Below are 22,934 nucleotides of genomic sequence, written 5' to 3'. Positions count from 1 at the left end.
GAGCCGGCCGGAGCCTAGGCCCCGGCCGGGTCGTCGAGCACGCCCGGGACGGTCGCGAGGCGGCGGGCGAGCTCGTCGCCGTCCCGGCCCGCGACGGTCGGCACCTGCTCGGCGGCCGGCACCTGCTCGGCGGCCGGCACCTGCTCGGCGGTCGGCACCGGTCCGACGGCGGGCGCCGTCGTCGTACCGACGCGCGCCCCGGTCCCCGCGTGCGAACCGCTCCCGGCGTGCGACCCGTTCCCCACGTGCGGGGCGTTCCCGGCGAGCACCTGCTGCCCGCCGGTGAGCTGCCGGATCGCCACGACCCGCACCCGGTCGGGACGACGGCGCGCGACGTCCTGGTAGATCTCGACGTCGTGCTGGCCGTCGTCGCCGATGAGCACCCAGCGCACGTTCGGGAACCACGACATGAGCAGGTCGAGGCTCGCCCGTTTGTGGGCCTGGCCGCTGCGGAACCACCCGGTGAGGGTCGGCCCCCAGTCGGTGAGGAGCAACGGGCCCGGCGGGTAGGCGTGCCGCGAGAGGAACGCGCGCAGCGTGCCCGCGGTGTTCCAGGCGCCGGTCGACAGGTAGAAGAACGCCGCGTCCGGGTGCGCCCGCTGGAGCGTCCGGTACAGCTCGGGCATGCCCGGCACGGCGCGCCGCGCGCTGGAGTGCCGCACGAAGGTGTTCCACGCCGCGAGCAGCGGCCGGGGCACGGCGGTGACCATCGTCGTGTCGTCGATGTCGCTGACCACGCCGGTCCGCGGGCGCTCGTCGAGCACCCGCAGCGGAGCCTCGGCCTCGGCGGGCTCCGGCTCGTCGAGGCAGGTCAGGAGGGCGGTGTGCCAGCCGTCGGACAGCGGGGCGTCCGTCGGGAGCTCGACGTCGACGTACCCGGCCCGGTCGCTCGTCACCTCGGACGTGCCGCCGCCCACCTGGAGCCGCACCCTGCGGTGGGGCGCCGGAACGGTGAGGAAGTGGCGGAACCCGCGCCGGCCGGCCCGGAGGGCGTCGCGGTTCGGGGTGCCGGGCCGCCGCGGTGAGAGCACCACGCGGGCGAGCACCCGCACCTTGTCCGGCGTGCCGTACCCGGCGTAGGCCTCGAGCCGGGGGCGCCAGCCCGCGCGGACGAGCACCCACTCCGCCGCGGCGTAGAGGTGGTCCTCCACGACCGCGGCGAGGTGCGGGCGCTGCGAAGGGTGCGGGGTCGGAGTGGCCACACCCGATTGTTGCCTACTACTGACCACCCATGCCCGTGGTCGCGACACCCTGGACGATGCGGCGCTGGAACAGCATGAACACCACGAGCAGGGGCAGCGCCGCGATCATCGCGGATGCCATGTTCTGCGCGTACTGCACGCCGTAGGCGTTCTTCACGGTGGACAGGCCGACGGGCAGCGTCATGAACTGCGGGTCGGTGGTGACGATGAACGGCCACAGGAAGTTGTTCCACGCGCCGATGAACACGAAGATCGCCACGGCCACGAGGATCGACCGCGAGAGCGGCAGGACGATCGTCCAGAACAGCCGCCAGGTGCCGGCCCCGTCGATGCGGGCGGCGTCGAGCAGCTCACTGGGGATGGCGTCGAAGAACCGCTTGAGGATGAACACCATCACGGGCGCCACGACCTGTGGCAGCACGATGCCCGCGAACGTGTCCACGAGGCCCATGACCTGCATCTGCCGGAACAACGGCACGATGAGGATCTGCCCGGGCATCATGATCGACGCGATGGTGAGCCACTGGAGCAGGCTCCGGCCCTTGAACACCGTCTGCGAGAACGCGAACGCGGCCATCGCGGAGATCAGCACGGTCAGGAGGGTGACCAGCCCGGCGACGACGAGGCTGTTCCACATCCAGATCAGCAGGTCGCTGTTGCTGAGCACCTGCTGGTAGGCGTCGAGCGTCCAGCCCATGGTGGGCCACCACGACGCGGGCAGCGCGGCCTCGGCCTCGTGCTTGAAGCTGGTGACCGCACCCCAGGCCACGGGGAGCAGCCAGAGGGCGGCGAGGACGACGAGGGCGGCCAGGGAGGCGACACGCACCCAGGGCGAGGGCCCGATCGTCAGCTTGGTGAGGGCCCGGTTCTCGGCGCGCTCCAGCTGCGCCTTGGTCCGGCGGTCGGCGACCAGTTCGGCAACGGACACGTCAGGCCTCCTTCCTGGACGGCAGGAGCCGCACCAGCGCGAACACGAGAATCAGGGCGAAGAACACGTACGAGATCGCGGAGGCGTACCCGAGCCGGTAGTTGGTGAAGCCGGTGTCGTAGACGTACTCCAGGATCGGTCGCGTGCTCCCGTTCGGGCCGCCCGCGGTGAGCAGGTAGATCTGGTCGAACACCTTGAGCGACGCGAGGAGCTGCAGCACCACGATGACGCCGGTGATGTTGCGCAGCTGCGGCAGGGTGATCGAGAAGAGCCGGCGCCAGCCGCCCGCGCCGTCGATCGTCGCGGCCTCGTACTGCTGCTGGGGGATCCCCTGCAGGGCGGCGAGGTAGAGCAGGAAGTTGAACCCGACGGTCCACCAGACGGTGACGGCGGCGATGGAGAACATCGCCACGTTCTCGTCGGTGAGCCAGCCCACGGGCTGGAGCCCGAGCGCGGCGAACCACGTGTCGAGCAGGCCGATGTCGGGCTGGAACAGCCAGCTGCTCAGCGCGGACACGACGGCGCTGGTCAGCAGATAGGGCGCGAAGAACGACATGCGCCACACCCATTGGCCCGGCAGTCCGGTGTGCACGAGCAGCGCCATCACCAGGGCGACGACCACCAGCGGGACGGTGCTGAGCACCGTGAACCAGACGGTGTGCCACAGCGTCTGCCAGACCTGGGGGTCGCTGAAGGCCTCGGCGTAGTTGGCGAAGCCGATGAACTCGCTGCCGGTGCCGGTGAGGCTCTGGTTCGTGAAGCTCATCCACAGGCCGTACAGCGTCGGCAGCAGCAGGAACAGGCCGGTCGCCACCGCGAACGGCGCCACGAACAGGTAGCCGGACTTGTCCCGCTCACGCAGGGACTTGCCGGTCGTGGCGGTGCGCGTGCCGGTCCGACCGGAGGGTTTCCGGGAGTCGGGCAGGGCCCGCCCGGGGGGCGCCGTGACGCCGGCGTTCGAGACAGTCATCGTCGTCCTCTCGATCAGGCGGGGTTGGGCTGGGAGAGGAACCGGTCCATCTCGCTCAGCATGCGGGTCACGGCGGTGCGCGCCGGGGCCTTGCCGGCCAGGGTGTCCGTCATGGCGTCGGCCATGCGCGTCTGGAAGTCGCTGCCGCCGCCGGTGAACCAGGCGTCGGGGTCGAAGACGGCGACCTCGGCCGCGGGGGCGTAGTCGCGCTGCGGGGTGAGCTCCTGGTACGCGGGCTCCTGCACGATGGGCTGGTAGGCCGGGATGTGGCCGGCCGAGGCCCAGGTCAGGCCCTCCTTGAGGAGGCCTGCGAGCACCCGGTAGGTCGCCTCGCGCTTGGCGGGGTTCGGTGTGCCCTGCTTGGGCAGCACGAACGCGTGCGAGTCGGCGTAGTTGGCCGGGGTGTCGAAGATCGCCGGGAACTGCGTGGCCCCGACGTCGGGGTTCGCGCCCTGGAACATCGGCAGGTCCCACTCGCCGGCGAACATCAGCCCGGTGCGGTTCGACATGAAGCGGCCGGACGCGGCGTTGCCGTCCTGGTTCTTCGCGGCGACCTTGCCGTCGACCATCGCCTGGAGGAACTCGAAGACCTCGGTCGCGGCCTCCTCGTCGAGCGCGGCGGGGCGGCCCGGCGTGAGCTCGTAGTCGCCGCCGTTCTGGGAGTACAGGCCCCAGAACATGCGCCAGCAGCCGGCGGGATCGCGCTGGTAGCCCCAGCTGACCCCGGTCTCGCCCGTGACCTCGGCCATGGCCCGACCGGCGTCGAGGAAGCGGTCGGCTCCGGCGACGGCCGCCAGGTCCAGCTTGCCGTCCGGCCCGGCGAGGCCCGCCTGCTGGACGATGTCGGGGTTGTGGAACGCGATGTACGGGTGCGTGTCCAGCGGCAGGGCGTAGAGCTGGCCCTCGAACTGGGCCTTCTGCCACACCGCCGGGGCGAAGTCGGCCTCGGTGATCCCCAGCTCGGCGAGCGCGTCGAGGTCGAACGGCTCCAGGAGCCCGCCCGGCGCGTACCCGGCCAGCCGGGACATGTGCATGACGGCGGCCTCCGGCGGTCGCCCGCCGGACGAGGCCATCGCCAGCTTCGTGTAGTACGGCGGCCCCCAGGCGAGGGTCGTGGTCTCGACGGCGATGTCCGGGTTGGCCGCGGCGACCACACCCGCCATCTCCTGCATGAGGGCGCCGTCGCCGCCGGAGAAAAGGTCCCAGACCATCACCGAGGTCTTGCCCGCGCCGGCGGCGCTGGGCGTGGCGCAGCCCGCGAGCGCGCCACCGAGCGCGACCCCGCCGGCCCCGACGAGGGCCGCCCGGAGCAGATCTCGCCTGCTCAGCCCCCCGGAACTACCCACGAGACTGCGGGCTCTCGACGCAGCCGCGGGGCTTCCTTGGCCCGGGACGCCACGTCCTCGTACTACGGTCATCATCGACCCTCCAATGGTGCAACGTTGCGCTCCAACGTTGGATCACGATGGACTAGGACGGGCGTCCAGTCAAGAGGGCACATGGTGGAAGGAAGTGAAGGCTTGGCCGAGCAAGCGGGTCGACGGGTAGGGATCAAGGAGGTGGCCGCGGCGGCGGGCGTCTCGTGGAAGACCGTCTCCAACGTCGTCAACGACACGGGCCGGGTGGGGGACGTCACGCGGGCCCGGGTGGAGGCGGTGATCGCCGAGCTGGGCTACCGGCCCAACCTGGCCGGCCGGCAGCTCCGGCGGGGCCGCACCAACACGCTCGCCCTCGCGGTGCCCTGGGTGCACGCGCCGTACTTCTCGGTGCTGGCGCACGAGGTGATCGACGTCGGGAGCGCCCGCGGCTACCGCGTGCTCATCGAGGAGACGCGGTCCTCGCGCGACACCGAACTGGAGGTGGCGCGCGGCTTCGACGTCCAGGCGATCGACGGCATCATCTTCTCGCCGCTGGAGCTGACCCCCGCCGAGATCGACGAGGTCCGCGGGGCCGTGCCCCTGGTGCTGCTGGGCGAGCGGGCCGACCCGGACCCCGCCCGGGAGCGGCGGACGGACCACGTGAGCATCGACAACGTCGACGCCGCGGCGCAGGTCACCAAGCACCTGCTCGACACCGGGCGGCGCCGGCTGGCCTTCCTCGGCGCCGAGCCGCGCGGCGCCGGACGGACCGGGGCGCAGCGCGTGCAGGGCTACTTCGACGCCCACGCGGCGGCCGGGCTGGAGGTCGACGAGCGCTGGGTGCTCCAGTGCCCGCAGTTCTCCCGACCCTCCGGCGCCGCCACGATCGAGTCGGTGCTGCCCAGGATCGACCAGATCGACGGGATCGTGTGTGCCAACGACGAGCTCGCCCTCGGCGCGCTGCACGCGCTGCGCCTCAACGGCGTGCGGGTGCCCGACGACGTGGCCGTGACCGGCTGGGACAACACCGAGGACGGCCGGTTCTCGAACCCGACGCTGACGACCGTGGCGCCGGACCTGCGGGCCATCGCGGAGACGGCGGTGGACCGCATCATCGCCCAGCTCGAGAAGCCCGGCGTCGACCCGGTCGACGAGGTGGTGCCCTACCGCCTGCTGGTCCGCGAGAGCAGCCGCGTCTGACCAGGTGACGGCGCCGGCGCGGGTGCCGCGCGGGCCGGCCGGCCGGCCGCCGACGGACCCGCCCGGCCGCCGTCAGCGGGTGAGTCGAGTGATACAACGTTGCATTCTCGTCGGAAGACGTGTTGAATCGCCGCGCACCTGTCGTAGACGCAATGGAGCAGCTGATGACTTTCCTCGACCGCTTCTCGCCCGAAGGGACGCCAACGGCGACCGCCGTCCCGCGGCCCGAGTACCCGCGGCCCCAGATGGTCCGGGACCACTGGCTCAACCTCAACGGATCCTGGCAGTTCGAGATCGACCCGGGTGACTCCGGGCTCGAGCGGGGTCTTGTCGAGCGGCCGCTCCAGGACGAGATCACCGTGCCCTTCGCCCCGGAGTCCGAGCTCTCCGGGATCGAGAACACCGACTTCCTCGAGGCGGTCTGGTACCGCCGCGAGATCACCGTGCCCGCGGACTGGTCCGCCGTCGGCGACGACCCCCACGTGCTGCTGCACTTCGGGGCCGTGGACCACGACGCGACCGTGTGGGTCGACGGCACCGAGGTCGTGCGGCACCGCGGCGGGTTCACCCCGTTCGTGGCCGACCTGCACGGCATCGCCGCCCCCGGCGACACGGTCACCGTCGTCGTCCGGGCCCGGGACACGCGCCACGGGCCGCAGGCCCGCGGCAAGCAGTCCAACCGGTACGCCAACTTCGAGTGCAACTACACGCGCACCACGGGAATCTGGCAGACGGTGTGGCTGGAGCCGGTGCCGGCGACGCACGTGCGCCGCCCGCGGATCACGCCCGACCTGTCGAGCTCCGCGTTCGACGTCGTCGTGCCGCTGTCCGCGAACCGCCGGGGCCACACGGTCTCCGTCACGGTGACCGACGCCGACGGCGAGGTCGCGAGCGCCACCGCGCGCGCCGACCTCGACCTGGCGCCCGCGCTGCGCGTCGTCGTCCCGGCGGACCGCGTGCGCACCTGGGGTACGGAGGACCCGCACCTGTACGGGGTGGACATCGAGCTGCGCGACGCCGCCGGCGCCGTCGTGGACACGGTGCGCTCGTACGCGGGCCTGCGGTCCGTCTCGATCGACGGCCAGGCGATCAAGATCAACGGCGAGCACGTCTTCCAGCGGCTGGTGCTGGACCAGGGCTACTGGCCGGAGTCGCTCATGACGGCGCCGTCCGACGCCGCGCTGGTGCGCGACATCGAGCTGGGCCTGGAGGCCGGGTTCAACGGCGCGCGCCTGCACCAGAAGGTCTTCGAGGAGCGCTACCTGTTCCACGCGGACCGGCTGGGCTACCTGGTGTGGGGCGAGTTCGGCGACTGGGGCGTCAGCGGCTACGGCACCCCGCAGGACGGCCAGCGGCAGACGACGTCGTTCGTCGCCGAGTGGCTGGAGGCGCTGCACCGGGACCACAACCACCCGTCGATCATCGGCTGGTGCCCGCTCAACGAGACGCACCAGGACCTGCACGACCGGATCACGCAGCTCGACGACGTGACCCGCAGCATGTGGCTCGCCACCAAGGTGGCGGACCCCTCGCGGCCGGTGCTGGACGCCAGCGGCTACTCGCACCGCGTGCCCGAGACCGACGTCTGGGACTCGCACCTGTACGAGCAGGACCCGGCGAAGTTCACGGAGCTGGTCGGCGGCCTGGCCGACGGCAAGCCGTACGGGAACGAGCGGGACAACGGCACGCCGATCTCCCAGCCGTACAACGGGCAGCCCTACTTCGTCAGCGAGTACGGCGGCATCTGGTGGAACCCGGAGACGGCGGCCAGCGCGTCGGGCAGCTCGCCCGACTCGTGGGGCTACGGTCAGCGCGTCGTGGACGAGGAGGAGTTCCACACCCGGTTCGCCGGCCTCACGGACCCGCTGCTCGACGACCCGCTGATGTTCGGCTACTGCTACACGCAGCTCACGGACGTGTTCCAGGAGGAGAACGGCATCTACCGGTTCGACCGGAGCGTCAAGCTCGACGTCGACCGCGTACGTGCCGTCCAGGTGCGTCCCGCCGCCTTCGAGAAGGGCGGCGACGAGGCGTCCTGACCTCGCGAGCCCACGTGTCAGACGTACAGGTCACCCGGGTGACCTGTACGTCTGACACGTCTACCGGACTGTGCACCTTGTAGGTCTCTTTAGTATTTTTCACCACATAACACCCCGTCCACAGGAGTGCTTGAGGGGTGCACAATAGGCCGGTGACGTACCGGTTCCTCAAGCTCATCCTCTCGATCCTCGTGCTCGTGCTCCTGCGCCCGCGCGTGACTGGGCTGCAGAACATCCCGAAGCGTGGCGCCGTGATCCTCGCGAGCAACCACCTGTCGTTCATCGACTCGCTGCTGATCCCGATCATGGCTCCGCGGCACGTCGCGTTCCTCGCCAAGGCCGAGTACTGGACCGGCAAGGGCATCAAGGGCCGCCTGTCGCGCTGGTTCTTCACCAAGATGGGCGACATCCCGGTGCAGCGGGACGACCCGCGCGCCGGGCAGCGCTCCCTGGAGGACGCGCTGGCGGTGCTGCAGCGCGGCGGCGCGTTCGGCATCTACCCCGAGGGCACCCGCTCCCGGGACGGCAAGCTGCACAAGGGGCACACCGGCGTCGCGTGGCTCGCCCTGACGGGCAAGGCCCCCGTGGTCCCGGTCGCGCTGCTCGGCACGGACAAGGTCAAGCCGATCGGCAAGATGCCGCGGTTCGCGCGGGTCGAGCTGCACTTCGGCACGCCGATCGACCCCTCGCGCCAGATCGCGGCCGGCACCAAGCCCGCGCAGGCGCGGCGCGAGCTGACCGAACAGGTCATGCAGTCCATCCAGGCGATGAGCGGGCAGGAGCGCGCGGACAGCTGACCCGCCCGCCCGCGCGCCCCTCACCCGCCCTATCTCGCCAGAGCTCTATCTCGGCGAGGGTGGGGTCAGAGGCGGGTGATCCGGATCGCGTCGGCCACGACGTACGCCGTGCCCTGGGTCCAGCGGCTGACCGCCACGACCGTACGGGTGCCCGCCGTCATCGCGTAGGTGCCGAGCGAGAGCCACGCCCCGCCCGCCGCGGACTGGTCCACACGGATGGTCGACGAGCCGGTGCCGGTGTAGACGATGAACGGCGTCGACGTGTTGTAGCCGGCGATCCCCGGGAACCAGGCCTCCACCCGGTACGAGCCGCTCGACGGGATCGTGGCCGAGTACGTCGCCAGGTCGCTGACCTCGGCCGGCGTGGCGTAGCGGTAGTCGGCGCCGTAACGCTCGGCCGAGAAGGACGACGTCAGCCAGGAGGAGCCGGCGGAGAAGCCCGCCGAGGTGTTGTCGACGATGACCGACCAGCTCGTGCCCGCCAGCGCCGCCGCGACCTCGGACCGGAGCTGCGGCAGCATCGAGTACAGGACGTCGCCGGGGCAGGCCGTCGCCGTGTAGTCCCTGTGCCCGTAGATCTGGGTGGGTGCGATGCCGTACTGGTCGCAGATGTAGGCGCACAGCTCGACCAGCCGGCTCCAGAGCTGCGCGGGCGGCGTGGCGCTCGTGTAGGTGCCCTGGTTCTCGATGCCGATGGCCTGGCTGTTCTGCCCGGGGGCGTGGGCGCCCACGACCGTGCCGCTGCCGTTCTGCAGCCGCGACAGCGAGCCGTGCCGGCCCTCCATGACGTACCCGCCGCGGCTCACCGTGAGGTGCTGCCCGGTGTCCACCCAGCCGTTGGCGAAGTGCCACTGCTGGATGTCGCGGGCGATCTGGTAGCCGGCGGCCTGGGAGTAGTCGGTGACGTTGGCCGACGCCGTGTGGTGGATCAGGATCTTGTTCGGGTTGGTCGAGACGGTGTCGATGGTCCCGCGGGCCGCCGCGGCGCCCCAGGTGGCGCAGCTCGCGATGGCCGGCGCGGCCACCTCGACCCCGGCCACGGCGCCGGGCGGCGCGTCGGCGGGCGCCTCGGGGTCCGGGGCCAGGGACGGCGGGGCGTCCGTCGTCCGCGCCGGGGTGGCGCCGGGCGTGCTCTCCGTAGGAGCGGGCGCGGCGACGGCGGGCGCGGCGATCGTCGCGCCCGCGGCACCGATGCCGAGGACGACGGCGCCGCGCAGGAGGTCACGCCGTCCGAACGCGGCGTGGCTGTCGGGACTGCAGTCGGTGGAGCTGTGGTCGTGTTCGTGCACGGTGGGGCCTCCACGGGTCGGTCGCGCTGGTACGTGCCGATTTCATCCGTAGTATCGGCCGACCCCGCGACCCCCCGGTACATCACATCCGGGGTATATCCCGCGCGCGATGCCTGCGCCCGGAAGGTCCCGCCGGACATGTCAGACGCTCAGGCCCCCCGGGGGGAGACCTGAGCGTCCGACGCGGCGAACGGAGGAGACTACTGCTCGATGGTCTGGCGCCCCTCGGACGAACCCTGACCGATCGACGTCGACCCGGCTGTGTGCGCCACGTCGATCTTGCGCGGCTTCGCCTCCTCACTGACCGGGATCGTCAGCGAGAGCACGCCGTCGGTGTACGACGCCGAGATGCTGTCGAGCGCAAGCCCCCGGCCCACCGTCAGCTGCCGCGCGAACGTGCCGGTAGGCCGCTCGCGGACCAGCCACTGCGCCTCGGCGTCCGACCGCTGCGTGCGCTCGGCACGGACGGTGAGCGTCCGGTCCTCGACCGAGACGTCGATGGTGCCAGGGTCGACGCCGGGCATGTCCATGGACAGGACGTAGTGGTCGCCCGTGCGGAACAGGTCCATCGGCATGCCGCCGGACTGCCGTGCGTTGCCGGCAAACGTGCTGAACAGCCGATCCATCTCCTGGATCGGGTCCCAATAGGTAGCCATCGCGCATCACCTCCTACGACGATGCGGCCCCGGCCCCTCCAGGGCCGCCGCGCAAGATGACGGCCCTGCCGTCATCCGGCTACACGCCCAATCTTGGTACTCCCGACCCGGGGGTGCCAAGGGTCCATGGGCCTGGCTCGCCGGACCGGCAGGTCACTCGGTGACCGCCGGCCTGACAGTCCGCGGTCAGGCGGCCGCGCGGCCCGACAGGCCCACCCGGTCCAGCAGGTCGAGGGCGGGGCGGTGCTTGTTGAACGTGTACACGTGCAGGCCGGGCGTGCCGGCGTCGAGCACCTCGCGCGCGAGCGCCGCGGAGTACTCGATGCCGTGCGCGTGCTGGGCCTCGGGGTCGACGGCGCCGTCGGGCGCGGTGAGCCGGTCGAGGTCGCGCAGGAGCTCCGCGGGCGCCGCCACCCCGGTGAGCTCCTGGACGCGGCGCAGGCGGCGGGCCTCGGTGGTAGGCAGGATCCCGGCGAGGATCGGGATGGTCACACCCTCCGCCCGGGCCGCCTCGACGAACCCCGTGTACGAGTCCGCGCGGTAGAAGAACTGGGTGATCGCGAAGCTCGCGCCCGCCTCCTGCTTCTCGAGCAGGCGGCGCACCTCCTGCTCGCGCGTGGTGCCGGCCCCGGGGTTGCCGTCCGGGAACGTGGCGACGGCGATCGCCAGCGGCCGGGCGGCCGAGCGCAGCGCCGTGCTGACGTCGGCGGCACACCGCCGCTCGTCCACCTGCCGCAGGAGGCGGACGAGGTCCACGCTGGAGCGCACGCCGTCGGCCGGCGGGCGCCAGTCCGGCTCGTCGCGCGGCGGGTCGCCGCGCAGGGCGAGGAACGACCGCACCCCGGCCTCGAGGAACTCCTCGATCACCGCGGACACGTCCTCGCGGGACGCGCCCACGCAGGTCAGGTGGGCCACGGGGAGCACGGGCGTGCCGCGCAGCAGGGTCGCGAGCACCTCGCGCGCGGTGGCCCGGTCGCCGCCGGCCGCCCCGTAGGTCACGGACACGAAGTCCGGGCGGGCAGCCACGAGCCGCTGCGCCGTCTCCCAGAAGTTGGGCGCGGCGTTCGGCCGACGCGGGGGCATCAGCTCGAACGAGACGGTGGGGCGGTGCGGGTGTGGCTCGGCGACCATGGCTGCTCCATCGAACCTGGCGTGAGCACCTTGCGTCCCTCGCTCCGCGGCGACGCGGCGGAAGGTCGGCAGGTTGCTGCGGTGTCAGTGAGCCAGGACTCTCGACCGCTCTGGATGGGGTTCGCCACCATGCTAAGCGACCGTCCAGCACTGGGACAGAATTCGTCCGGAGACCGAGACGGCCCGGTCCACGGTGTGTGGACCGGGCCCGTCCGTTACTTCACCGACCCGGCCACCAGGCCGCCCACCAGGCGCTTCTCGATGATCATGAACAGGATCACCACGGGCACGATCGCCACGACGGACACCCCGAACACGTAGTGCCAGGACGTCTCGTACTGGCCCACGAACTTGGTGAGCGCCACGGACAGCGGCTGGTTGCCCGCCGTGGTGAGCAGCACCAGCGAGGCCGCGAACTCGTTCCAGGAGGCGACGAACGTGAACACGACCGCCGTCACGATGCCCGGCCAGACGAGCGGCAGGTTGATCTTGGTCAGGACGGCGAACGTGCCGGCGCCGTCGAGCTGCGCCGCCTCGTCGACCTCCTTGGGGATGCCCGCGAAGAAGCTGTGCATGATCCAGACCGCGAACGACAGGTTGAACGCGGCGTTGACCAGGATCATCGCGACCCACGTGTCGAGGATCCCGATCGCGATGAACTGCCGGAACAGGCCCGACGTCAGCACGGCGGGCTGCACCATCTGGGTCACGATCACGAGGAACAGGAAGAAGAGCCGGCCCTGGAACCGGAACCGCGCCGTGTAGTAGGCGGCGGGCAGCGCCACGGCCAGCACGAGCAGCGTGGCGCACAGCGAGATCACCAGGGTGGAGATCAGGTTCTGCGCCAGCGGCGTCTCGGGCGTGGACCACATCGTGACGTAGTTGTCCCAGTGCCACTCCGTGGGGAAGTAGGTGGGGTCGACCGACCTGATCTCGGCCTTCGTCTTCACGGAGCCGAAGAACATGATCAGGTACGGCAGCAGGAAGACCACCAGCACCACGAGCCCGGCCAACAGCCGGAGCAGCAGCGACCCGAGCGGCACCTGGTCCGTCGTGTACCTCCGCACCCGTCGCCGGTTGTCCGACGGCGGCCGGGTCGCGCTGCGGGAGGTGGTCCCCGGGTCGGTGATCGCGGTCATCAGACCTCCTCCAGGGGGCGGACGACCCGCACGTAGACGGCGACGATGGCGATGACCACCAGGAACGCGATGACGGACAGCGCGCTGGCCAGGTCGATCTGCCGCTGGTTCTGCATGTACTTGAAGATCATGGTCATGACGGTGTCGGCGTCGTACCCGGGGATGGACCCCGTCATGACGCGCAGGATCGGCAGCGAGTTGAACACGTTGATGATGTTGATCAGCACCGCCACCGAGATGGCGCCCCGCAGCTGCGGCAGCACCACGCTGAAGTAGGTGCGCGCCCCGCTTGCGCCGTCGATGCGCGCGGCCTCCACGGTCTCGCCGGGCACCGTCTGGAGCCCGGCGAGCACCGTGTAGGTGGTGAACGGCAGGGACACGAACACGGCGACCGCCATGGCCCACGCGAACGCGGTGCCGGGGTGGCGGGTCCAGCCGTAGCCCTCCGGCGTGCTGATCAGGCCGACGTCCACGAGGAACGAGTTGATGATGCCGAAGTACGGCTCCAGGCCGTAGTGCACCACGAGCGTCGTCATGACCACGCTCGACGCCCACGGCACGATGACGGCCATCCGCACCAGCCGGCGGCCGGGGAACGCCTTGTTCAGCAGTGCCGCGAGCGCCAGCGACCCGATCAGGGTGCAGGCGACGACCACGACGACCCACACGACCGTGCGGCCGAGGATGGGCCAGAAGTACTGGAAGCCGATCACCGTCGCGAAGTTCGCGAGGCCCACTCCCCCGTCGTCCACGCCGCTCTGGCTGATGTCGCGTGTCGAGTTCCAGAACATCAGGCCGACCGGGAACAGGACCACGGCCGCAATGAGTGCGACCGCGGGCCCGATCCACGGCAGGGCCTTCAACAGGTCCTTCACCAAGTTCCCCGTGCTTTCGGTTCGGCGTTGCGTGTGGTCAGCCGTGCCGCGGCACGGCGGTCGGAGCGGGCGTCAGCCCGCGTCGACCTGTCCCTGGATCTCGGTCAGGACGTCCTGCGCCGACTTCTTCCCGTCGAGCTGGCCGAAGAGCGCCTTGAAGGCGGAGTCGGCCGCGGCCCAGTCCGGGTTGGTGCTCGGGTAGAACTGCGCGTCGGGCAGCACCTCGAGGAACGGCGCGAGCGCCTCCTCGCCGGCGAGCTCCTCGGAGCCGGACAGGGTGGTGGGCAGGAAGCCCTCGGCCTGGACCCACGGCACGTAGACGTCGGCGGAGTAGAAGTAGTCGAAGAAGGCGGTGATGGCCTCCTGCTTGTCGCCGTCGTTCTGGAACGCCATCAGGTGGTCGGCCACGCCCAGCGTGAACGGCGAGCCGTCCTCGGTGGGGATCGGGTGGATCGAGTACTCGAGGTCGGGGTTGTCGGACTCGATCTGCCCGACGCTCGGCGGCAGGCCGATCTGCATGCCGACCTTGCCCTGGACGAAGATGTCGAACAGCGGGCTGCGGTCCGTCGCACCGGCGTCGGCCTGCGTGGCGCCCTCGTCGATCATCTTCTTGACGAACTCGGCGCCCGGGAGGTTCTCCGGGGTGTCGATGGTGATGGCCTCGGCGTCGCCGAAGGTTCCGCCGCCGCCCCACAGCCACACCGCTGCCTCGGCCTGCGCCTCCTCGGAGCCGAGCGGCATGCCGTAGCCGGCCACACCGCCGCCGAGCTCGGAGACCTTCTTGGCGGACTCGAGCAGCTCGTCCCAGGTGGTGGGGACCTCGGCGCCGGCCTCCTCCAGGAGCGCGTCGTTGACGAACAGCGCGCGGGCGGAGGCGATGAACGGCAGACCGTAGGTGGTGCCGCCCACCTGGGCGTTCTCCAGGAACGTGGGCTGGAAGTCGGCGTAGGTCTCCTCGGAGGTGACCTCCTCGACCGGGTACAGCAGCTCGTCCTCGGCGAAGCCGGCGAAGGGGCCGCCGTTGTAGATGTCGGGTGCGTCGCCGCCCTGGATCTTGGTGGCGATGACGGACTCGAGGTTGTCCCAGGACTCGACCTGCAGGTTGACGTCGATGTCGGGGTTCTGCTCCTCGAACCCGGCGATCACGTCGTCCCAGTTTCCCTGGGTGGCGTCGGAGTAGCTGGGGACGAGCAGGTCGAGAGTCGTCCCGTCACCGGTCGCCTCCCCGCTGGACCCGCCGAACCCGCAGGCCGTCAGTCCGGTCGTAGCGGCGAGCGTGATCGCCATGATCCCGCCAAGCCTCTTGTACTGCGCCATTGCCGTCCCTCTCCTTCGTGGTGGTGCAGGTCACGTTTTCACTCGGGTCGTAATCTGTCAATGGTTCTAACAAACCTGTGACACACGGGTGACACAGCGTTTCCAGACCTGCCCCTGGGGCAACCGAGAGACAGCAAGAAGGGCCGCAGCGCGCGGCTGCGGCCCTTCTCCTGGCGCGTTTCCAGGCCGACGGCGAGGTGCGCCGACCCCTGTGATCAGCAACCGCAGAGCTCGGGGATCCAGCCGGTGCCGGAGGCGAAGCGGGAGGTCCCCGGGTAGGTGACCTTCCAGTACCCGTCACGAGCGTTGACGACCGTCGAGATCCGGCCGTCGGACCCGATCTTCAGGTCCCGCACGAAGACGGCTCTCTTCTCGCCCCACGGGCCGTCGGGGTCGTACGAGAGGATCGCGGTGCCCGAGCGGAGCCGCAGCCACGAGACGGAGCCGTCGTCGGCGACCCGCAGCACCTTCGGGCTGGCAGTGATCCGCACGGGACGGCCGTCGGTCGCATCCGACGAGATGCCCGCGTCGACCATGGTGGCGCGGCGGAACTGCACCCGCTGCGCCTCGTTCACGTCGATCTGGTGCCGTACCCGGGTCCCGTCCGCCTTGCGGATCACGGTGAACACCTCGACACCCACGCGGTAGGTCCCAGGGTCGATGGTCCCGGTGAAGTTGATGGCTCCCCGCTTGACCATGGCGGTGCTGCTGGTGCGCTTCATGACGATCGTGCGCTTGCGCACCGGCTCACGGTTGATCTTCTGGAGCGTGACCTCCACCTCCGCCCCGAGCATGGTGCCACCGGAGGCCTTCAGGGCGACGGTGTACCCGAACCTGGCGGGGCGGAGCTCCTGCTCGTCCACGTCGGCCCAGATCGTGGAGCCCGAGGCGTACATCGACGTGGTGACCGTGGTGCCCTGGCGCTTGTGGACATCGACGACCGGCAGCGCCGCTGCCTGCGCCGCCGGGGCGACGACCAGGCCCCCGGCGAGCAGGGCCGTGGCGGAGGCCAGCGCCACCAGGCCACGGCGGAAAGGAGAGGTACGAGACGTGCTGTGCAGAGACATCGTGGTGTTCCCGTCTTTCGGAGGATGCCCGTCCCGAGCACGTCGCTCGCCGTCGGGCTTGTACACACCAGTACGGTCAGGTGCCGGGAAACGTTGTGGGTGAAGACGGCGAAGGGCCGCGGCCCGCGGCCGCGACCCTCCCCCTGCCCTGCGGCCGACGGCGGGATCCCCCGCCGGCCTCGTGCGGTCAGCAGCCGCAGCCCACGTCGCCCTGACCGATCCACGCCACGGAGGAGGCGCGGCTCGAGGTCCCCTCGTAGGTGACCTTCCACCAGCCCTTGCGGGACTCGACGACCGTCGAGATCCGGCCGTCGATCCCGATCTTCAGGTCCCGCACGAAGACGGGCTTCTTCGGCTCGTTCGGACCGTCGGCGTCGAAGGAGAGGACCGCGGTGCCAAAGTGGTTCGGCGACCACGCGAGGGTCCCGCGGTCGATGGTCAGCATGCGCGTGGTGGCGTTGATCCGCGCGAGACGGCCGTCCGTCGCCTGCGTGCTGATGGTCCCCTTGGTCCACGTGTCACGGCGGAGCTGCACCGTCTTGCCGTTGCTCACGTCGACGAGGTGCCGGACCCGGGTGCCGTCCGGCTTGCGCACCACCGTGAACACCTCGACGCCCACCCGGTACGTCCCGGGGATGATGACCGCCCCGTTGAAGTTCAGCGTTCCCCTGCTGAGGAAGCCGGTGGTGGTGCGCTTCATCTCGATGGTGCGCTTGCGCACCTGCCGGCTGTTGACCTTCTGCACCGTGACCTCGACCTCCGCGCCCAGCATGGTCCCGCCGGACGCCGCGAGGGAGACCGTGTAACCCACCTCGGCGGGGTACAGCTTCTGCTGCTCCACGTCGCCCGTGATCGTCGAACCCGAGGCGAACATCGACGTGGTGACGCTGGTCCCCTGGGACCGGTGGACGTCGACCACCGGCAGCGACGAGGACTGCGCCGACGGGGCCACGACGAGGCCGCCGGCGAGAAGGGCCGCGGAGGTGGCCAGCGCCACCAGCCCCCGGCGGAAGAGCGGGGTACGGGACGTGTTGAGCAGTGACATCGCGAGTTCCTGTCCGTTCGACGGCACCTGTCCCACCGCGCACACCGCTCGGCGTCAGGCTCCACCACCGTCCACGGACGGGGGCACCGGAACGTTGTGGGTGAAGAAGACACGAGAGCACCCGCCCGGTCGGGGACCGGACGGGTGCTCTGCGTCGCTCGCGCCGCTTACCGCGCGGTGCTCATCTTTCGGTGGCGCCGATCATCGGCAGGCCGAACGACAGCCCGACGGCGAGGATGCCGCCCACGAACACGTACGGCGACGACGCCGCCTCACCCAGCGAGCCGACGGCCATCAGCGCGAACCCGCCCAGGAACAGGGCGAAGCACACGATGAAGCGAACCACCAGCGCCGCCGTGGGCTCCTGCTTCTGCCTGCGTGCCACCTCGAAGTTGCTCATGGGGCAAATCTACCGCCCTACCGGCTCGTGCCGACGGTCAGCTCGCCCCGCGCCCCGTTGACCGTGACGGTCACCGTGGCCCGGCCCGCGCGCAGGGCCGTCAGCTCGTGCGACGCGGGGTCCAGCGCGAGCACCGCGTGGCGGGAGCAGTCCCGCAGGGCGGCGCGCCCCCGCTCGTCCGTCACGCACACGCCCGCGCCGCCCCAGTGCGCCGAGACGGGCCAGGCCACCGGCACCTCGCGGGTCCCGTCCTGCACGACGACGGCGCTCGCCACCGCGGAACCACCCACCTCGAGCGACTCCGGCCCGGAGACCGTCACCTGTTCGGCGCGGGTGTTGACCTCCCAGGCCAGCCAGGGGTCGGTGGCCCGGCCGCCGCCCGACGGCCCGGACGCCCGGCCTGACGCCGGGTGGACGCCCAGCATCGACCAGCCGGTGAAGCCGCCGTCGGCCGGGGTGCTCGCCGGGCCCTTCCCGGAGTTGCCGTTGACGAGGTACGGCACGCCGTCCTGCGTGCTCGCGTGGAAGACGCCGACGTGGGAGCCCACCGAGGCGATCGACTTGCCGGTCGTCTCCTCGAAGTCCTCGAACCACCCGCGCAGCGTGTCCGCCTCCAGGCGGTCGGTGAGCTGGCTGGCCTTGGTCGGCAGCGGGTCGTCGAGGGGGTGGTGCGCGAACACCAGCACACCCGTGACGGCGCGGTCGGTCGCGGCGTCGTCGAGCGCCTCGCGCAGCATCTGCACCTGCGCGAAGTCCGTGCCCAGCCGGCCCGACGACGAGTCGAGCATGACGAGCCGCGTGGTGCCGGCGGGGCGGCCGGGCCGGCCCGGCGCCGGGACGTCCAGCACGCGGGTCCGCTCGCCGAACTCCTCCTCGAAGTTGGCGATCGAGCCGCCCATCACCTCGTGGTTGCCGGGCAGGTAGTACCAGGGGAAGTCCGCGTCGGCGAGCTCCTCGGTGAGCACCCGCCGGGCGAGGTCGAAGTCCTCGGGGGCGGCCTCGTCCACCAGGTCGCCGTTGATGACCAGCAGGTCCGGGTCGTCGGCGACGATCTCGCGGAGCGCGTCGCGGGCACCGGCCACCGCACCCGACTCCGGGTCGCGCGCGACGAACTGGGCGTCGGACAGCACGGCGACCCGCAGGGGCGCGTCGTCCGTGGCGCCGTCGGCGGCCACGACCGGGTCCTCGACGCGGGGCGCCTCGGGGGCGTCCACCGCTGGCGGCACCTGAGCGGCGATCGCCGACAGGGTCAGCGCGCCCGTGTACTGCTCGCCCGCCGTCGTCTCCAGGGCGCGCACGCGCTGCAGCCGCAGGGGGAACGCGACGCCGTCGGGCACCGGGAAGGTGACCTGCCGCCAGCCGGTCCAGGTGACCTCGGGGCCGTCGAGCTGCGTGACCACGCCGTCGCCCTGCCGCACCTGGAGGCGCAGCCAGGCGCCGTGGCCGTCGCCGTCCACCCACATCGTCACCGCGCGGGGTGCGCCGGGCAGCTCGCGCCCGCCCGCCGCGGCCTCCGGGAGCACCGCGTACTGGCCGCGCGTGGCCGTGGACCGTGTGAAGTCGTACGTCATCCGCAGACCCGCGGCGCCGTCGTAGCCCGTCGCCGGGGCGAGCGAACCGCCCGGCGCCCGGTCGTTCGCCGAGGTCCAGGAGGCGGCGTCCGCGAAGTCGGCGACGACGTCCTCCTCCAGGCTGACCGTCACGGCCACCTCGGTGGTCAGGTCCGTCCCGTCGGGGCCGGGCACGGACAGCTCGAAGGTGGTGCCGCCCACCGCCGCGAGCGCGCGGACCTCGAAGGACCCGTCGGCCTGGGGGACGAGCTCGGCGACCGGTTCGCGGGTCGCGCGCACCCCGGCGATCCGGGGCTCGCCCGGCTCGACGGCCGTCACGGTGACGTCCCGCGCCTCGATCGGCGCGGTGAAGCCCCGCGCGTCGTAACCGGTCAGCACGAGCGGCGCGGTCGCATCGGCGTTCTCCAGCCCCACGACGGGGGTGTCCACGCCCGCCCGGACGAGGTGGCCCAGCACCTCCACCTCGGTGGTGCCGGTGGCGAGGCCGAAGCGGCTCAGCGACGCCGCCGTCACCGTGGTGCTGCCGGTCCGGCGGCCGGTGACCACGCCGTCCCGCACGGACGCGACCCGCCCGTCGCGGGCGCGCCAGGAGGACGGTTCGGTGGCGACGGGTCCCATCGCGTCGTCGTACCCCTTGCCGGTCAGGGTGCGGTGCAGGCCGGGGAAGACGCGGTCGGCGTCGTCCGCCGGGACCGTGGTGCGCACGTCGTAGGCCGCGACGCGGCCCGAGCCGGCCGGCACGAACAGGCCGAGGCCGTTCGCGTCGGACCGCTCGTAGCCGTCGGACGGGCTGTTCAGGATCGTGTTGGCGGCGTCACCGGGCAGCCGGGCGACCATCTCGGAGGAGCCGCCGCCGTCGAGGTTGATCGCGTCGTCGGCACCGAGCTGGGCCATGAGCTCGCCCAGCTCGTAGAGGTTCATCCCGAAGCTGTGGGTCTGGCGGCCGTCCACCACCACGAAGTACGCACGCGTGCCGGACGCGTCGAAGCCGACCGCGGTCCTCGGGTGCCGCAGCTCCACGTGGTCGCCGGTCGCGGAGGTGACCTCGCCGTCCTCCAGCAGCGGGTCCTCCGGCCCGCCGCCGATGGCGACGGCGACGTCGTCCGCGTCCCCACGGACGCCGTAGGCCAGGTCCACGTGGTCGCCGGGCCGCAGCGCGGCCAGCGCGTCGGCCGCGGCGCCGGGCCGGGCCACGACGGCGCGCGTCCCGTCCAGGAGCTGCCCGTCCCCGGGCAGCCCGACGGCGGTCACGGTGCCGTCGGCGTCGACCGTCACCTCGACCCCCTGCTCGCCGGGCGCCAGGGGACGGGCGCGCGTGAAGGCGCCCCACCCGGCGTCGAACACGGCGACCCCGCCCTGGGGCAGAGCCGTGACGTTCAGGCCGCTGACCGGGACCTCGGTGCGGGCGCCGGCGCCGTCCTCCGAAGGAGAGGCCGAGGCCCAGCTCACCGAACCTTCCAGGAAGATCTGGGCGAGCCGCCCCACGCCGTCCGACCCGAACGCGACCGAGCGCTCCCGGCCGGGGGACGCGGACTTGACCAGCGCCCCGTCGTCGATGCTCGCGCCGAGCGCGGCGCCCGAGTTGTTGATGTCGAAGTAGTCGCCGTTGATCGCGGCGATCGCGCCGCGGGAGGAGGCCATCTCGGAGACCGGCGCGGTGCCGGCGACGCGCTCCGGGCCCACGTAGCCGACGCGCACCGTGCCCCGGGGCACCTGCCCGTCCGCGCCCGCCGCGCCGAGGTCGGCGACGAGCACCTCGCCGCTGAGCCAGCCGTCCTCGCCCAGCCGCGCGAACCGCGTGAGCTCCAGGCCGGGAGCGATCCGCCGCTCCTCACGGCGGGTGACGATGGCGTCGCCGTCGTCGTCGAGCCGGAGCGGGGTGACTTCCCCGGAAGTTTCCGCGGATCTGCCGGACGACAGCGGAGCGCTCACGAAGGGCGTCGGAGCGGTCAGCGCCGTGTCGGCACGTGGTACGTCCTCCGGTGCGGGGAGCGGCGCCGCAAAGGCGCCGCTCGCGGGGGCCACGAGAAATGCGGTGGCAACAGTGCAGGTCAGCGCTTTGGTGAGTATTCCTCGCGGCTTTTCCGGCCGCGCTCCGGACAGAACTCGTCGCATGCTCGTTCCTTCTGGGGAGTCGGGGGAGCGTTCTGCGGCAGGGTTGCGCGGCGAGGTTATGGCCCAACGACCAAAGTGTGAATATCACCCGAATCGCAACGTTGTTCACTGAACGCGAAACATGGGCGAGTTCGGGTGACACTACGATGCGTTCGTGGCAAACACGTCCCCGGCCTTCGACCAACGTCCTGCCCGTGTGCGCACGGACTGGGGCATCTCCGGTGCGCTCGCCCTCACCGCCACCGATGCGCGCTCGTCGCTCGTGGTCGTGGTGGACGTGCTCTCCTTCTCGACCACGGTCACCGTCGCCTGCGAGCAGGGCGCCGGCGTGTACCCGTTCCCGTACCACGATCCCGCCGGGGCGGCCCGGCTCGCGCGCACGATGCGCGCGGCCCTCGCCGGCCCGCGGTGGGAGGACGGCATCAGCATCTCGCCCGCGTCACTGCAGGACCTCGACGCCGAGCGCCTCGTGATCCCGTCCCCGAGCGCCGCGCAGATCTGCCACACCATCGCCAACCGCGGCGCCCTGATCGTCGCCGGCAGCCTGCGCAACGCGAAGGCCGTGGCCGGCCTCGCCGCCGCGCACCTGGCCGCGTCCGAGCGGCACGACGTCGTGCTGGTCCCCGTGGGCGAGCGCTGGCCCGACGACACGCTGCGCCCCGCGCTGGAGGACTACCTGGCGGTCGGCTCCATCGCCGCACGGCTCACGGCGATGCTGCCCGACGTGAGCATCTCCCCCGAGACCGAGGCCACGGTCACGCTGTGGAAGGGCACGCAGGACATCGTCGACTCCGTGGGCGGCACGGCCAGCGGCCGCGAGCTGCTCGACTCCGGGTTCGCCGAGGACGTCATGATCGCCACCGAGGTCGACGCCACCGACGTGGTGCCGGTGCTGATGGACGGCGCGTTCGTGCCGCTGGGGCACCGCGTCGCCGCGGCCCGCAGCCGCCGGAACGTGGGCGCGAGCGCCCGCTAGTCCCGCGTGAGCCGGCTCGCGAGGGCCGTCACGATCTGGACGTCGCCGTCGAGCCAGGGCACGTCATCCAGCTCGGCCGCCGTGAGCCAGCGCAGCTCGTCGTGGTCCTGAAGCGGCTCGGGCGTGCCGCCCGTCAGCAGCGCGAACCACACCCGCATGCGGTGCCGCTCCGTGATCGGCCAGGCGCCGTCGTCGGGCCCGGGCACCTCGGCGCCCACGTCGACCCGCACCCCGAGCTCCTCGACGAGCTCGCGGCGCAGCGCGTCGAGCTCCGCCTCACCGGGTTCCACCTTGCCGCCGGGGAGCTCCCAGCGGCCGGCAAGGGACTCCGGCGCGGAGCGACGGGCGGCGAGCAGCCGGGTGGGGCGGTCCAGGTGGTCCACGATCGCGGCGGCGACCACGTCGACGAGGGTCTCCTGCATGCGGAGCAGTCTCCCACCGGCCGGGCCCGGACACAGATCGACGACGGCACCGCTGGGGACGGCGCCGTCGTCGGGAGAACTGCGGTCAGGCGACGATCTCGAACTCGCCCGCCCTGGCGATCGCCTCCGCTCGCGAGGAGACGCCGAGCTTGCGGTACACGCTGCGCACCTGCGTCTTCACCGTGTTACGGGTGACGTACAGGCGCCGAGCGATCTGCTCGAGAGTGGCGTCCTCGGTGAGGTTCGCCAGGATCACCCGCTCACGACGAGTGAGGCTGGGCAGACGGTGGTCAAGGGTCATCGCGGTCATGATCAGTTTCCTCCACACAGCGGCCGGTTCTGGGGTTCCGGCCTAGGGATGCTGCTACGAGAAGGACTGCGCGGTCGTAACTTCATGACGCGGTTCTGAAAGAACTTCCTGACTGTTACCTTTCCGA

The 22,934-nt window shown here is 71.7% G+C and carries 20 protein-coding genes and 1 riboswitch; of the genes, 4 read left to right on the top strand and 16 right to left on the bottom strand.

What is annotated here, in order from left to right; genetic code table 11:
- Positions 1–14 precede the first annotated feature (14 nt).
- From ACIPN7_RS01500 to ACIPN7_RS01485, 4 genes are read right to left on the bottom strand one after another with little or no spacing between them, the layout of a single operon-like run.
- The gene (locus ACIPN7_RS01500) at positions 15–1,202 is read right to left on the bottom strand and encodes an App1 family protein (RefSeq protein WP_400537276.1); all 1,188 of its coding nucleotides are present in this window, start codon (positions 1,200–1,202) and stop codon (positions 15–17) included.
- 16 nt (positions 1,203–1,218) lie between these two features.
- Positions 1,219–2,130, bottom strand: coding sequence for a carbohydrate ABC transporter permease (locus ACIPN7_RS01495; protein WP_400537274.1), 912 nt, complete (start codon positions 2,128–2,130; stop codon positions 1,219–1,221).
- A gap of 1 nt (position 2,131) precedes the next feature.
- Positions 2,132–3,100, bottom strand: coding sequence for a carbohydrate ABC transporter permease (locus tag ACIPN7_RS01490; protein WP_400537272.1), 969 nt, complete (start codon positions 3,098–3,100; stop codon positions 2,132–2,134).
- A gap of 14 nt (positions 3,101–3,114) precedes the next feature.
- Positions 3,115–4,446, bottom strand: coding sequence for an extracellular solute-binding protein (locus ACIPN7_RS01485; RefSeq protein WP_400537270.1), 1,332 nt, complete (start codon positions 4,444–4,446; stop codon positions 3,115–3,117).
- A gap of 174 nt (positions 4,447–4,620) precedes the next feature.
- Between ACIPN7_RS01485 and ACIPN7_RS01480 the strand changes: the two genes are divergently transcribed.
- The 3 genes from ACIPN7_RS01480 (at position 4,621) to ACIPN7_RS01470 (ending at position 8,494) form a co-directional block, all read left to right on the top strand.
- Positions 4,621–5,658 carry a LacI family DNA-binding transcriptional regulator gene (locus tag ACIPN7_RS01480; protein ID WP_400537268.1) on the top strand — a complete coding sequence of 346 codons (1,038 nt, stop codon included), beginning with the start codon at positions 4,621–4,623 and terminating at the stop codon, positions 5,656–5,658.
- Positions 5,659–5,822: 164 nt separating this feature from the next.
- Positions 5,823–7,697 carry a glycoside hydrolase family 2 protein gene (locus tag ACIPN7_RS01475; protein ID WP_400537266.1) on the top strand — a complete coding sequence of 625 codons (1,875 nt, stop codon included), beginning with the start codon at positions 5,823–5,825 and terminating at the stop codon, positions 7,695–7,697.
- A 152-nt stretch (positions 7,698–7,849) separates the two neighbouring features.
- Entirely contained in the window at positions 7,850–8,494 is a 645-nt protein-coding gene (locus ACIPN7_RS01470; RefSeq protein WP_400537264.1) for a lysophospholipid acyltransferase family protein, read from the top strand.
- Positions 8,495–8,559: 65 nt separating this feature from the next.
- Here ACIPN7_RS01470 and ACIPN7_RS01465 read toward each other — a convergent pair whose 3' ends face one another.
- From ACIPN7_RS01465 to ACIPN7_RS01420, 10 genes are all read right to left on the bottom strand, one after another.
- Positions 8,560–9,783: an N-acetylmuramoyl-L-alanine amidase gene (locus ACIPN7_RS01465; RefSeq protein ID WP_400537262.1), complete on the bottom strand. Its 1,224-nt coding sequence runs from the start codon at positions 9,781–9,783 to the stop codon at positions 8,560–8,562.
- Positions 9,784–9,983: 200 nt separating this feature from the next.
- The gene (locus ACIPN7_RS01460; protein ID WP_400537260.1) at positions 9,984–10,439 is read right to left on the bottom strand and encodes an Hsp20/alpha crystallin family protein; all 456 of its coding nucleotides are present in this window, start codon (positions 10,437–10,439) and stop codon (positions 9,984–9,986) included.
- 186 nt (positions 10,440–10,625) lie between these two features.
- Entirely contained in the window at positions 10,626–11,570 is a 945-nt protein-coding gene (locus tag ACIPN7_RS01455) for a methylenetetrahydrofolate reductase (protein ID WP_400537258.1), read from the bottom strand.
- Between the two features lie 4 nt (positions 11,571–11,574).
- A riboswitch (SAM riboswitch) is annotated at positions 11,575–11,691 on the bottom strand.
- Between the two features lie 94 nt (positions 11,692–11,785).
- On the bottom strand, positions 11,786–12,709 hold the full coding sequence (locus ACIPN7_RS01450) for a carbohydrate ABC transporter permease (protein WP_400537256.1): 924 nt from the start codon (positions 12,707–12,709) through the stop codon (positions 11,786–11,788).
- Entirely contained in the window at positions 12,709–13,584 is an 876-nt protein-coding gene (locus ACIPN7_RS01445) for a carbohydrate ABC transporter permease (protein ID WP_400537254.1), read from the bottom strand. The genes ACIPN7_RS01450 and ACIPN7_RS01445 overlap by 1 nt, the downstream gene beginning before the upstream one ends.
- A 72-nt stretch (positions 13,585–13,656) precedes the next feature.
- Positions 13,657–14,901, bottom strand: coding sequence for an extracellular solute-binding protein (locus ACIPN7_RS01440; protein ID WP_400537252.1), 1,245 nt, complete (start codon positions 14,899–14,901; stop codon positions 13,657–13,659).
- 215 nt (positions 14,902–15,116) lie between these two features.
- Positions 15,117–15,968 carry a hypothetical protein gene (locus ACIPN7_RS01435; protein WP_400537248.1) on the bottom strand — a complete coding sequence of 284 codons (852 nt, stop codon included), beginning with the start codon at positions 15,966–15,968 and terminating at the stop codon, positions 15,117–15,119.
- Positions 15,969–16,155: 187 nt separating this feature from the next.
- Positions 16,156–17,013: a hypothetical protein gene (locus ACIPN7_RS01430; protein WP_400537246.1), complete on the bottom strand. Its 858-nt coding sequence runs from the start codon at positions 17,011–17,013 to the stop codon at positions 16,156–16,158.
- Positions 17,014–17,194: 181 nt separating this feature from the next.
- Entirely contained in the window at positions 17,195–17,413 is a 219-nt protein-coding gene (locus ACIPN7_RS01425) for a hypothetical protein (protein WP_400537244.1), read from the bottom strand.
- A 17-nt stretch (positions 17,414–17,430) separates the two neighbouring features.
- A complete protein-coding gene (locus tag ACIPN7_RS01420; RefSeq protein WP_400537242.1) occupies positions 17,431–20,916 on the bottom strand; it encodes a phosphodiester glycosidase family protein in 3,486 nt (1,161 codons plus the stop codon).
- Positions 20,917–21,253: 337 nt separating this feature from the next.
- Here ACIPN7_RS01420 and ACIPN7_RS01415 point away from each other — a divergent pair, with 337 nt between their 5' ends.
- Entirely contained in the window at positions 21,254–22,075 is an 822-nt protein-coding gene (locus ACIPN7_RS01415) for a 2-phosphosulfolactate phosphatase (protein WP_400537240.1), read from the top strand.
- Here the strand turns inward: ACIPN7_RS01415 and ACIPN7_RS01410 are convergent.
- On the bottom strand, positions 22,072–22,497 hold the full coding sequence (locus ACIPN7_RS01410) for a (deoxy)nucleoside triphosphate pyrophosphohydrolase (RefSeq protein ID WP_400537238.1): 426 nt from the start codon (positions 22,495–22,497) through the stop codon (positions 22,072–22,074). The genes ACIPN7_RS01415 and ACIPN7_RS01410 overlap by 4 nt on opposite strands.
- Before the next feature lie 85 nt (positions 22,498–22,582).
- Positions 22,583–22,807, bottom strand: a complete 225-nt coding sequence (locus ACIPN7_RS01405; RefSeq protein WP_400537236.1) for a LuxR C-terminal-related transcriptional regulator — start codon at positions 22,805–22,807, stop codon at positions 22,583–22,585.
- Positions 22,808–22,934 lie beyond the last annotated feature (127 nt).

It is taken from the genome of Promicromonospora sp. NPDC090134 (assembly GCF_044746965.1).
In the GTDB taxonomy this organism is placed as follows: Bacteria; Actinomycetota; Actinomycetes; order Actinomycetales; family Cellulomonadaceae; genus Promicromonospora.
The sequence above is the reverse complement of the archived record's forward strand: the minus strand, read 5'-3'. Positions and strand labels throughout refer to the sequence as shown.